The sequence below is a fragment of the Aeromonas sp. R2-2 genome, from assembly GCF_040908355.1.
GTDB lineage: Bacteria > Pseudomonadota > Gammaproteobacteria > Enterobacterales > Aeromonadaceae > Aeromonas > Aeromonas veronii.
Window position 1 is genome coordinate 1 of the sequence record NZ_JBFODQ010000018.1, and the last position, 12,083, is coordinate 12,083.

The window sequence follows — 12,083 nt, forward strand, 5'->3', positions numbered from 1 at the left end:
GTGTCAGCTGCGTCAGCCGTTACTGGTAGCGGCCAACCGCGATGGGGGACTCCTGCTCAATCTGGCCAAGGCGCTCGGCCCACTGGGCGAGCCAGGCTTCCCGCTCTTCTTGCGAGACCCGCAACGGGGCATAGCAGATATGGGGGCGCAGCACGTCAAAGCCGACAAATTGCAGGATCCCGCGCTGGATGGGGCGCAGCACCCCGTCGATATCGCCGTTGAAGCCGTCGGGCAGATAGGTCTCGGCGGGGCCACCGGTGGTGAGGCTCAGCAGGGCCCGCTTGCCGCGAAATTTGCCGCTCTCGTAGATATGGCCCTGACCGTAGACTCGCCCCATGGCAAAGACTCTATCCACCCACCCCTTGAGAATGGCTGGCAGGCCAAACCACCAGAGCGGGAACTGGAAGATCAGCAGATCGGCCGCCTCCAGCTTTTGCATCTCCTGCTCCAGTTGCGGGGCAAAGCTGCCCTGCTCGGTGGCAGCCAGCTCTTCAAGCTGCAGCTTGAGAAAATCGGGATCGCTGGCGGCAGTGAAGTTGCGCCGATCCGAGACGGGATCAAAGCCCATGGCATAGAGATCGCTGGTCATCACTGTGTGGCCCGCCTGCTCCAGCGCCCTGATGGCGTGACAGAAGAGGGCACCGTTGAAACTTTTGGGTTCGGGATGGGCATAGACGATAAGCACCTTCATAACAGACTCCGTGGCAAATGATGCAAGGGTGACAGGCTTGGTTGCTGAAAAAGTTACTGAAACAGTTGCCGGGTTGAGGCTGTGTCACAGCATAGAAGCCTGCCGCGCCGATTGCAGCAGGCGCCACGTCTTTGCGTGACGCCTGCTGGCGCAGCTTATGCCTGACTGGCAGCGAGCCGGAGGGCTTCGCGGCGCTCGCTGACATGGGTTAGCCCGTAGGCCAGCAGCACGATAAGGGCGCCGATCCAGGGGGTGTGCATCAGGCCGAGGTGCTCCACCACCAAGCCACCGACGACGGAACCGAGCGCAATGCCGACGTTGAAGGCGGCGATATTGAGGCCCGATGCCACATCCACCGCCTTGGGGGTGTGCTGTTCGGCCTGCTTCACCACCAGCACCTGCAGACCCGGCACGTTGCCGAAGGCAAAGGCGCCCCACACCAGTACGGTGAGCACGGCCAGCACCGGATGGGGTGCGGTGAAGGTGAGAGCCAGCAGCACCAGCGCCAGACCGGCAAACAGCAGCTTGAGCGCCGGCAGGGGGCCCATCTTGTCGGCCAGCTTGCCGCCCCAGATATTGCCGACGGCGACCGATACCCCGTAGACCAGCAGGATCAGGCTCACCGCACCGGCGCTAAAGCCGCTCACCTGCTGCAGGATGGGGGCGAGGAAGGTGAAAGCGGTGAAGGCGCCGCCATAACCGAGGGCGGTCTTGGCGTAGACCAGCAGCAGCGGCTTTTTGGTCAGTACCGAAAGTTGTTCGCGGATGGTTGAGGCCGCCCCCTTGGGCAAGTTGTTCGGGATCAGCAGCAGGCTGCCCACCATGGCGACGAGGCCGAGCAGGCTTACTACCAGAAAGGTTTCACGCCAGCCAAAGACCTGACCAATCCAGGTGCCGAGCGGTACGCCGGTCACCAGCGCCACGGTAAGGCCGCTGAACATGATGGCGATGGCGCTCGCCGCCTTCTCTTTGGCCACAAGACCCGTGGCGATGGTGCTGCCCACCGAGAAGAAGACCCCGTGCGCTAGCCCGGTCAGAATGCGGGCCACGATCAGGCTCTCGTAACCGGGGGCCTGCCAGGCCAGCAGATTGCCGGCGGTAAAGAGCGCCATCAGCCCCACCAGCAGCCACTTGCGCGGCACCTTGCCGGTGAGCGCCGTGAGCACGGGGGCGCCGATGGCCACGCCAAGGGCATAGAGGCTGACCAACAGGCCCGCCGAGGGGAGCGAGACATTGAGCTGCTGGGCTATGGTGGGGATAAGCCCCACGATCACAAATTCAGTAGTGCCTATCGCAAAGGCACTCAGGGTAAGGGCAAATAACGCCAATGGCATAACAACTCCTTGGTTTGGGACTCCCGACGGGAGAATGGCGCCAGTATGCCGATGGGTTTTGTTGGCAAAAATGACGGTGACATCAAATTACTTTTGCCAAATCAGCAGCAATGGCGATGGGAGGGAGGGGGTTGTGTTGCACGCTGTGCGAGCGTAACGCAGTGATCTGCCTCGCAGAACGGGATTAACGCTGCTCCTTTTCTGAGCTTGCTTAAGCTCCAGTACAAGCTGGCCGCCATAGGATTTTCCCTGTGAAACCCGTGTGTTGAACCCATGCGGGCCGGTGTTGTGATGGCCGAGCGCTTTCATCTACAGGCAATAGACAGGCAATATCCAGCTGACAGGTAACATGATGACATTGAACCGACTCTCCTCTCTTTTGCTGCTGTGCGGCGCCTTTGCGGTACAGGCCGGCCAGAGCGATCCCCTCTCAGCCTGGAATGACACGGCAGCCAAGCAGGCGATCACCCGCTGGGTAACCAATGCCACCGATCAGCAGCAGCCCACTTTTATTCCGCCAGAGAAGCGCCATGTGGTGTTTGACAATGACGGCACCCTCTGGCCGGAAGCGCCCATGACCTATCAGCTGCAGTTTGCGATGGACGAGATCAAGCGCCTGGCGCCGGAACACCCGGAGTGGAAGGCCGACCCCATCGTCGCGGCAGTGCTGAACAATGACCTCAAGGCCGTGGCCAAATCGGGGGAGAAGGGGCTCGCCAAGTTGGTGGGACTGACCCACAGCGGCATGACCACCACCGAGTTTGCCGAGCGGGTCACTCGCTGGGTCAACAGCAGCAAGGATCCCCGTTTTGGCTGCCACTACGATCAGCTCGGTTATCTGCCGATGAAGCAGCTGCTGGGGTATCTGCGGGATAATGGCTTCCAGACCTGGATTGTCTCCGGCGGCGGCATCGATTTTATGCGGGTGATGTCCGAGCAGATGTATGGCATCCCGCCCCAGCAGGTGATTGGCTCCTTTACCCTCGGCGAGTTTGCCCTGACCGGGGAGGGCAGCGAGATCCGCAAGACCATGAACGGCGCCTATTTCGATGACAGCAAGGCGAAACCGGCCGCCATTCACCTCTTTATGGGGCAGCGTCCGGTCGGCGCCTTTGGTAACAGCGATGGCGACGTGCCCATGCTGCAATACACCTCGACCAACCCGGATTACCACACCTTCGGCCTGCTGGTGCACCATACCGATGCCAAGCGCGAATACGCCTACGACAGCCATCCGCCTGCCAGCGGCAAGCTGATCGACGGGCTGGCGCAGGCAAAAGCGCGGGGCTGGGTGGTGGTCGATATGAAATCAGACTGGAAGCAAGTGTTCGATCCCGCCCTTTGCCAGAACGCGCCCTGATTGCGGGGCTGCATCTGGCATCAATATGGCGGTTGGACGTTCAGCAAGCGCTACAAAGCGTGAGGCAAGAAAAGAGACAGGGAGAGCATGATGCTCTCCCTGTTTTATCTGGCCTGCTGGCAGAGCCAGCTTTTTTTCGCGTTAGTCTCACGCCTTTCGCGTCAGTCCCATGCGGGGGCAAAGTCGGGATTGGCGCAGCGCTCGCCGCGATCCAGCGTGGCGATGGCGGCCATCTCCTCGCTACTCAAGGTGATATCGAGGGCGGCCAGATTGGCGGCCTGATTCTCCCGCTTGGTGGAGCTCGGGATCACTGTCATGTCCTGCGCCAGCAGCCAGGCCAGCGACACCTGCGCCGCCGATACCCCGTGGCGTTTGCCAATCTCCATCAGCAGCGGCTCGCTCAGCACCTTGCCATAGGCGAGCGGCATATAGGCGGTGACGGCGATACCCTGGGCCTTGCAGAGCTCGACCACCTTGCGGTTTTGCAGCAAGGGATGAACTTCGATCTGCTGGTGGGCGATGGCCCCCGGCCCCAAAATCTCGATAGCTTGTTTAAGCTGGGCCACGGTGAAGTTGGAGACACCGATCTCCCGGGTCAGGCCTTGTGTTTTGGCCTCGGCCAGCTGCTCCAGATAGACTGCCATCGGCACCTCATCCTTGGGGGAGGGCCAGTGGATCAGCGCCAGATCCAGATAGTCGGTGCCCAGTTTTTCCAGGCTCACCTCAAGGCTCGGGATCAGCTTGCCCGGGCCAAACTCGCTGGTCCACACCTTGGTGGTCAGGTAGATCTCGTGACGGGCAACAGTGCTGCGGGTCAGCACGGCGCCGACCTCGGCTTCGTTGTCATAGATCTGGGCGGTATCGATATGGCGATAACCCAGCTCCAGACCGTTGGTCAGGGTGGCAAGCAGCGGCTCGCCCTTCAGGCGGAAGGTGCCCAGACCCATGGGTGGCATATTGATCATCTCGTTCCTCAATGGGGTGGTGGTTGGCCCTTGATGGGCCGAACAGAAACAGGCTCTAGGGCCAGTCAGGCGCCCAGCGGCTGATAGCGGCGAATGGTGCTGCTGGCAAACCAGGGCTCGGCCTTGGCGACAAATTCGGTAAAGTGGGGTTGGCCCTGATGGGCGGTGAGGGCGGCTTCGCTCTCCCACACCTCGTAGAGCATCCAGCTGTTTGGATTGTCCAAGTCCTGATGCAACTGATAGCGCTGGCAGCCCGCCTCTTGCAAGGTGGCCGCAATCAGCGGCTCAAGGGCGGCGCGAAACTGGGCGGCGAATTCGGGTTTGGCTTCAAGCTGGGCAATCACAATCACGGGTGATGACATCTGAACCTCCTTGGCAAAAACGAAGGGTCAGTATGCCTGCCGTGACTTGCTGGCAACAGGGCGCTGGTCGCAAAACAGTATTGAGGGGAGAGCAGCAATGGGGTAATCCAGGACATATAAGAGGAATACGCTAATGACCTCATTACACGAATCAACAATTTATTTTTTTAGTTTCTAAGTTTCGACCTATTCTGATTGCAAGCGTCAGGATCTTATGTGCTTCTACATAAGCTTCGATTGTAGGTGATTTGCTGAATGTTCCATCCATCTTAACATCTTGAACTATTGCATCTACTAAATGATGAAAGTTAATAATTTGCTTCGATGTTTCATGATCTACCACGCCCAAATGTTTACAGTTTTCTTGATATACTCTGGAATAATGAGGTGGGGTATCGGAGGCTAATATGTATGTATCATCTGGATTTTCTTTTAAATGAGCAATGGCGTTATTGATACTGTCAAGAAACCCTCTTGTTTCCATTAAATTAAGTAATGCGGATATCTCGGTAATCAGAGATCTTGTAATTTGTAATGAAAACATTTTCTCTTTTTTACGTTCAATTATGCTAGAAGTAATAATTGAACTGAGCGACCCCAAAACTGCACCGCCAAGGGCTGCAATAACTGGAATCCATTCGTTCGATCCTTTACTTCCAATAGCCTTGATTGATTCAGTTACAATATTAATTTCTTCTGGGCTCATAGAACACCTTTTATAAAATTGCCATATAGATGGCATGATATTCTACTGTAATTACCTTCAAAATAACACCTTGAAATTTTGATGCAATCTGACAGCCATCTGCATCTGCAATAGAATGTAATAATATTTGTTGGGAACTGTGTCTTAAATGCCATGATTAAGTCAAGAACACGTAATATGAAATGAACACTTCACCTGTTTTTTTCAAAAAAACGGCTCGGTGTTTTCTTTTATAAACCTTTCGGATATGTAGTAGAGAACGATATTATGAATAATATGGATGTAGATTGTTTCACTTCGTCCAGTATTATCAGGCGCTAAATAGCTGTTCCGAATAATAGATCACTGCACTCGTACAGCTTCTACAAGTGACATTGAGCACGCATCGTGCGCTAAGCCTTGTCACTTCAGGCTTTCTCGCCAGATTGCACAAATGCCTTACGCCACAAGGCTTCCGGCAAGATGGAGCACTATTAGGATCAGTTATTTAGCTTGCACCGACCAGACCGCAAACTCATTGCCGCTGGGCTCAACGAAGTGGAAACGGCGTCCACCGGGGAAGTCGAATAGTGGGCGACTGATGGTGCCACCGTGTTGGCTCACCTTGGCTTGGGTCGCTTCAATATCGGCGCTGTAGAACACCAGCAGGGCGCCGCCCTGAGCTGTTTGATTGCACTGCTCTGCCCGATAGAATCCGCCATCCAGCCCCTCATCGGCAAAGGCACAGTAGTCGGGGCCGTAATCGACAAATTGCCAGCCAAATACGGCCTGAAAGAATGCCTTGGTCGCGGCGAGATCCCTGGCCGCAAACTCCACATAGTTCAATTTTTCATGGGCTTTCATTCAGTTCGTCTCCCTCATCATCAGCATCGCTGGGTTCAGCAAGTTGTTCCCACGGGGTCAGTTTAAGCTGCTTGCGCCGTAGCCAGAGCCAAGATGCCATGGTCAGGCCGCAGAATCCCGCAAACAGGGCTGTTTGGCGCAGGGCAAACAGCGGATCTATCCCCATGGGGTGCCAACTGAAAAACCACATCGCCATGCCCCATACCAGACCAATGCCTACCCCGAATACCAGAACGTTGGTTAGCCAACCTTCATAGTGAGGCGGTTTGACGGGATAACCGAACCTGCGCAGCAGTCTGCACAGCGGTGGATTGTAGTTGGCATGCCATACCCCTTTGTTAGCCAGCTCCTGATGGGCGGCGGCCAGCCGCTCTTCAAATGTCATGGTATTCATCCTTGTGAAATTAAAGGTGCCATACGGTGCTTTTCAGGCTGCATTGTACTGACAAATCGCGAGCATGATGTGGGCTCGTGGTCACGTTCTTTCTCTGTAGAAAAAAAGAACTGGCCTCACCGCACGCTTGCCAATCCACAGCAGCTACGCCTATAAAGACTCATTACTCTTGTCCGGATAACAGCAATGAAGACCCATTCTGATGAGCTGACCCTGTTTGTGGCGGTGGTGGAGGCGGGCAGTTTTCGCCAAGCGGCGGAGAACCTCGGCATGGATAACTCGGTGGTGAGTCGCGGTATCAAGCGGTTGGAGGAGAAGCTCTCTACCGTTTTGCTCAATCGCACCACCCGCCGGGTCAGCCTGACCGAGGAGGGGAGCTGGTTCTATCAGCGGGCGGTGAAGATACTGACCGAGATGAGCGAGGCGGAGGGGCATCTGCTGATGCGCCGGGAACAACCCGAAGGGGTGTTGAGAGTCGATGCGGCCACCCCCTTTATCCTGCACCGGCTGGTGCCGATCATCGGCGAGTTTCGCCGCCGCTACCCTGCCATCGAGCTACAGCTGCACAGCTCGGAGGGCTTTATCAATCTGATGGAGCGGCGGGTGGACATGGCCATCCGCATCGGCGAGCTGACCGACTCCTCCCTGCGTGCGCTGCCGCTTGGCCGTTCGCGGTTGCGGCTGCTGGCCTCTCCTGCTTACTTGAGCGAGCGCGGCACCCCGCGCCAACCGGCAGATCTGCTGAGCGGTCACGAGTTGCTTGGCTTTTTGCATCCCGATCACCTCAACAACTGGCCGCTGCTCAGTGCCGAGCAGGGGGATCGCTTTGCCATCACCCCCAGCCTGCGTGCCAGCAGCGGTGAAACCTTGCGTCAGCTGGCGCTGGCGGGTCAGGGGATTGTCTGTCTGTCGGATTTCATGACCGGGCCGGATCGGGAGAGCGGCGCGCTGGTGGAGGTGCTGGCTCGCAGCAACAGCGGCGCCTCGCGCCCCATCAATGCGGTCTTCTACTCCGATGCCCAGCGGGATATCCGACTGCGGGTCTGGCTCGACTTTCTTAAAGAGCAGCTTGGCAGCCATACCCTGTAGTGCAGGTTGGTTTGTACGGTTTGTTTGAACGGTTCGTCGCTGCGGTTTGCTTAGCGAAGAACAAGCCGCGCCTTCGTTGCGGCCAATCAGCATTAGCTTGGTGGCAGATAAACAGACGGCCGACTTGAGGGTCGGCCGCCGGTTCGGCAAGGTGTGTGAGGTGAAGTGCAGTTAGCGGGGCAGTTTGCCCCATACCCGGCTGAGCAGGGCGCCGCCGATCACCGGCGGAATGGCCAGCAGTAGGGTCCACTGCCAGGAGAGGCCGCCGACGGTGGCGGCCAGTACGATGCAGGTGAGCACCACTAGCTGGGCCACCATCATCAGGAAGGTGCCTTCGCGGGGGGTCAGGGTCTCTTTTTGAGTGGCGACGTGGGCTACGGGCGCTTGAGTGGTGGTCGGTTTCATGGCGATATCCCTCTGTTGAGTCTGATATCACTAAGCAATGGCCGTTCCACATTTTTTCATGTTAATTATCAATATCTTGCGAGTTTTGTCGTCATTCCCGTTTCGAGAGCGCAGGCAAAATGATTTGCAAAATGAAAACGCCACCCTGCGGTGGCGTCTTGGTTATTGAGAGGGAGAGGGGGAAGCGCCGGGCCTAGCCAATCCGGTATTGGCGGATCTGCTCGTCGATGGCCTTGGCCAGTTCGAACAGTTCGCGGCTGGCGGCATTGCTCTCCTGCGCGTGTTCCCGCTGGTGTTCGGCCACCATGGCCAGCTCGTCGAGCGCCGTTCTGGCTTGCCCCATCTGTTGATTCTGCGCCTGCGCCAGCGCACTGATCTCGTTGATCTCGAGGGCGGTCTGGTTGATCTGGCTGGTGGCATCAACCAGCACCTCTCTGGCCTGATTCATCCGGTTGTATCCCTCTTCGCTCAGGTTGCGGGAGTCTGCCATCGAGCTGCTGGCCTGCCGCGTTCCCTCCTGCAGGCGCAAGATAAGATCCTGCACATCCTTGGTGGCGGTCTGGGTACGCACCGCCAGCTGGCGTACCTCGTCGGCCACCACCGCAAAGCCCCGTCCCATATCCCCTGCCCGGGCCGCTTCGATGGCCGCATTGAGGGCCAGCAGGTTGGTCTGGTTCGAGACATCGCGGATGAGGTTCATGATCTGGGTGATGTTGTTGCTGTCTTTCACCACCTCATCGAGCAGGGCCGAGGAGCTGCCGATGCTGCTGCGCAAGGTGTCGAGTTGCGCGGCGCTCTGGGTCACATCCTGCTCGATGCTGAGCATATGGTTGGCGATGCGTTGGGTTACGTCGTTGACTCCTTCCGAGCGGCTGGCAATCTGCTCGGCGTTGTCGCCGATGGTGGTGACCACAGTGGTCAGCTCCTGAATGCTCTGGGCCTGCTGGCACGCTTCTCCTGCCAGTGCCTGGGCCTGCTGCATGGATTGGGACGACTGCGCAGAGAGGGCGCTGCCTGACTGCTGGAAGCGGGAGAAGCTCTGGTTCAGGCTCTGGATCAGCTGATTGAAACTCTGGGCCATCATGCCCAGCTCCGACTCGTCAGAGAAGTCGAGGCGGGTCGCCAGATCCCGATCGGCGGTGATGTGGTGCATGCCATCGGCAGCCTGACGAATGGGGCGACTGATGGAGTGAGCCAGCCAGGCGGAGGCCAGCATGGCGATCCCGCCGATGGCGAGCGACACCATGATGATGAGCTGGCGGGATTCCTGCAGTCCCTCTTCCAGCTCGGCGCTGTTGATCTCGCCAATCAGCAGCCGGTTGAGGGTGGGGATGTAACGTACCGCGATGAGGTAGGTTTGCCCCTCCAGTGTTAGCGCCTCTACGGCCACCTGTTCCCGGGCATTGGGAATAAGCCGCTTGACGGTATCGAGGAAGGATTGCTGGTGGTGGGCGGCCCCCTCCACCTCCTGCTCGGGGTGGATCTCGATATTGCCCTCCATGTCCGCCAGATAGACCTGACCACTCTTGCCGATCCGGTAGCCGCTAATGAGCTTGCTCAGGGCGCTCATGTCGATGGAGGTGCCTGCCACCGCCAGGGTCTTGCCCTCGTGGGTGACGGCGGTGTTGATATAGAGGGAGGCGCGCTTGTCAAAATCGGAGATGTCGAGGTTCAGCTCATAGGGTTTGCTGCGTTTGAGAAAGCCGAAAAACCACCCATCTTTCGGGTCTGATTCGCTCAGCGATTTCTGGGCGGTGGGGCCGCCGCTGAAGTTGATCAGGGTGTTGCTCTGGCGGGGGGCGATAAAGACGTTGCCGCCGATCCGCCGTTGCAGATCCTGAAAGTAGCGCTCCATGGCGGGCCACTCTTGCTCTGGCATGCCAGCGGTCAGCCAGTCGATGACAAAACGGTTGCTGGCCAGCGCCTGCGCCTCGGTCAGGTGCTGGATAAGCTGGGCGGTCAGCTGGTTGGCAATGCGATCCACGCTGCTTGGCAGCTCGTAGCGTTCGACCCGCTGCTGGGCCTGACTGTGGGATATCTGCTCGAGGATCAAGGTGATGCAGCTGATGGCGATGGCCATCAGTATCGCTACGCCAGCGAGGATTCGGGTGCGGATCCCGAGCCCTGACCAGAGTGAGTGCAGTGTAAAACGGTGTATCGCCCTGTCCATATCGCTCTCCTCATAAATAAGGTCGCATATGCGACCCAGATGATGATTATAGATAGAGAACTCAATTGCGTTGTGGTGGATGGTGACAACAGAGAGCGGCAGAAAATCAGGAGGGAGCAATTAGCGGGGAAGGGGGCAGAAACCGGCAAGGGAAAGCATAAAAAGAGAGGCCGACATTGCGGTCGGCCTCTTGGGTGTTTATCTCAACGGAATGTCGGATGCCCGATCAATCCTCTTCAGCCCAACGGCGTGAACGCTCAACTGCTTTTTGCCAGCCGCTGTAACGTTTGGCGCGATCGTCTCTGTCCATCTGCGGGATGAACTCGCGGTCCACGCTGAACTTGTCTTCCAGCTCGTCCGAGCTTTTCCAGAAGCCGACGGCCAGACCTGCCAGGAAGGCGGCACCCATGGCGGTGGTCTCGATACGGGTCGGACGTACCACCGGGGTGTGCATCATGTCAGCCTGGAACTGCATCAGGAAGTCGTTAGCCACAGCACCACCGTCTACTTTCAGGGCTGCCAGCTTGATGCCGGAGTCCTGCTGCATCGCATCCAGCACGTCGCGGCTCTGATAGGCGATGGATTCTAGCGCAGCACGGATGATGTGGTTGCGGTTGGCACCACGGGTCAGACCAACCATGGTGCCGCGAGCATACGGATCCCAGTAGGGCGCGCCCAGACCAACGAAGGCCGGTACCAGATAGACGCCGTTGGTATCGCCCACCTTGGAGGCGAAGTAGTCGGTGTCGCGGGCATCGTGGATGATCTTCAGCTCGTCACGCAGCCACTGGATGGTGGCGCCGCCCATAAACACTGCACCTTCCAGCGCGTAGTTCACTTCCCCTTTCGGGCCGATGGCAACGGTAGTCAGCAGGCCGTTGCTGGAGCGAACCGGCTCGGTGCCGGTGTTCATCAGCATGAAGCAGCCGGTGCCGTAGGTGTTTTTGGCCATCCCTTTTTCAAAGCAGAGCTGGCCGAACAGGGCAGACTGCTGGTCACCGGCAATACCGGCGATGGGGATGCGGGAGCCGCCGCCACGGGTGGTGTAGCCGTACACTTCGGAAGAGGGTTTCACTTCCGGCAGCATGGACATGGGGATGCCCAGCTCGTCCAGCATCTTCTCGTCCCACTTCAGCTCGCGGATGTTGTAGAGCATGGTACGGGAGGCGTTGGTCGGGTCAGTGACGTGAACTTCGCCATTGGTCATCTTCCAGACCAGCCAGGTGTCGATGGTGCCGAACAGCAGTTCGCCGTTCATCGCCTTCTCGCGGGCACCTTCCACATTGTCGAGGATCCACTTCACTTTGGTACCGGAGAAGTAGGCATCCAGCACCAGACCTGTGTTCTCGCGAACGTACTCTTCCAGACCACGTGCTTTCAGCTCCTCGCAGATGGCGGCGGTGCGGCGGCACTGCCAGACGATGGCGTTGTAGATGGGCTTGCCGGTGGCCTTTTCCCATACCACTGTGGTTTCACGCTGGTTGGTGATACCGATGGCGGCGATCTCTTCGCTGCGCAGGCCGGTCTTGGCCAGCACTTCGGTAAAGACGGAGGATTGGGTCGCCCAGATCTCCATCGGGTCGTGCTCTACCCAGCCCGCTTTCGGGTAGTGCTGGGTGAATTCGCGCTGGGAGGTACCGACAATGTTGGCATCCTGATCAAACACGATGGCGCGGGAAGAGGTGGTTCCCTGGTCCAGAGCGACGACATATTTCTTTTCAGCAGACATGATGTTCTCCACGTTTCTATTTTCCACGTTTTTAT

General features: G+C 58.0%; 12 protein-coding genes. 2 read left to right on the top strand and 10 right to left on the bottom strand.

The genetic code is table 11. From position 1 onward, the window contains the following. Positions 1-19: 19 nt before the first annotated feature. Positions 20-691 (bottom strand): NAD(P)H-dependent oxidoreductase, encoded by a 672-nt coding sequence (locus AB5Z09_RS02910; RefSeq protein WP_368194598.1) that lies wholly within the window; start codon positions 689-691, stop codon positions 20-22. A gap of 155 nt (positions 692-846) precedes the next feature. Further along, positions 847-2,025, bottom strand: coding sequence for an MFS transporter (locus AB5Z09_RS02915; RefSeq protein ID WP_368194599.1), 1,179 nt, complete (start codon positions 2,023-2,025; stop codon positions 847-849). A 349-nt stretch (positions 2,026-2,374) separates the two neighbouring features. Here AB5Z09_RS02915 and AB5Z09_RS02920 point away from each other — a divergent pair, with 349 nt between their 5' ends. Next, positions 2,375-3,385 (top strand): HAD family hydrolase, encoded by a 1,011-nt coding sequence (locus AB5Z09_RS02920; RefSeq protein ID WP_368194600.1) that lies wholly within the window; start codon positions 2,375-2,377, stop codon positions 3,383-3,385. Positions 3,386-3,546: 161 nt separating this feature from the next. On the opposite strand, the gene dkgB is transcribed toward AB5Z09_RS02920, so the two are convergent. The 5 genes from dkgB to AB5Z09_RS02945 form a co-directional block, all read right to left on the bottom strand. Then, positions 3,547-4,350 carry a 2,5-didehydrogluconate reductase DkgB gene (gene dkgB / locus AB5Z09_RS02925; protein ID WP_368194601.1) on the bottom strand — a complete coding sequence of 268 codons (804 nt, stop codon included), beginning with the start codon at positions 4,348-4,350 and terminating at the stop codon, positions 3,547-3,549. Positions 4,351-4,415: 65 nt separating this feature from the next. Then, positions 4,416-4,712 (bottom strand): putative quinol monooxygenase, encoded by a 297-nt coding sequence (locus tag AB5Z09_RS02930; protein WP_040097728.1) that lies wholly within the window; start codon positions 4,710-4,712, stop codon positions 4,416-4,418. 151 nt (positions 4,713-4,863) lie between these two features. Then, positions 4,864-5,418 (bottom strand): hypothetical protein, encoded by a 555-nt coding sequence (locus AB5Z09_RS02935; protein ID WP_368194602.1) that lies wholly within the window; start codon positions 5,416-5,418, stop codon positions 4,864-4,866. A gap of 483 nt (positions 5,419-5,901) precedes the next feature. Continuing rightward, positions 5,902-6,261 carry a VOC family protein gene (locus AB5Z09_RS02940; RefSeq protein WP_368194603.1) on the bottom strand — a complete coding sequence of 120 codons (360 nt, stop codon included), beginning with the start codon at positions 6,259-6,261 and terminating at the stop codon, positions 5,902-5,904. Beyond that, on the bottom strand, positions 6,248-6,646 hold the full coding sequence (locus tag AB5Z09_RS02945) for a DUF6404 family protein (protein WP_206901596.1): 399 nt from the start codon (positions 6,644-6,646) through the stop codon (positions 6,248-6,250). The genes AB5Z09_RS02940 and AB5Z09_RS02945 overlap by 14 nt, the downstream gene beginning before the upstream one ends. A 195-nt stretch (positions 6,647-6,841) precedes the next feature. Between AB5Z09_RS02945 and AB5Z09_RS02950 the strand changes: the two genes are divergently transcribed. Then, positions 6,842-7,744, top strand: a complete 903-nt coding sequence (locus tag AB5Z09_RS02950; RefSeq protein ID WP_106843974.1) for a LysR substrate-binding domain-containing protein — start codon at positions 6,842-6,844, stop codon at positions 7,742-7,744. Positions 7,745-7,915: 171 nt separating this feature from the next. Here AB5Z09_RS02950 and AB5Z09_RS02955 read toward each other — a convergent pair whose 3' ends face one another. The 3 genes from AB5Z09_RS02955 to glpK all read right to left on the bottom strand — a co-directional run bounded on the left by AB5Z09_RS02955 (position 7,916) and on the right by glpK (position 12,048). Continuing rightward, complete coding sequence (locus AB5Z09_RS02955) at positions 7,916-8,149, bottom strand: hypothetical protein (RefSeq protein WP_005337550.1); 234 nt, start codon at positions 8,147-8,149, stop codon at positions 7,916-7,918. A 193-nt stretch (positions 8,150-8,342) separates the two neighbouring features. Next, on the bottom strand, positions 8,343-10,319 hold the full coding sequence (locus tag AB5Z09_RS02960; protein WP_368194604.1) for a methyl-accepting chemotaxis protein: 1,977 nt from the start codon (positions 10,317-10,319) through the stop codon (positions 8,343-8,345). A 226-nt stretch (positions 10,320-10,545) separates the two neighbouring features. After that, positions 10,546-12,048, bottom strand: a complete 1,503-nt coding sequence (gene glpK, locus AB5Z09_RS02965; RefSeq protein ID WP_005337546.1) for a glycerol kinase GlpK — start codon at positions 12,046-12,048, stop codon at positions 10,546-10,548. Positions 12,049-12,083 lie beyond the last annotated feature (35 nt).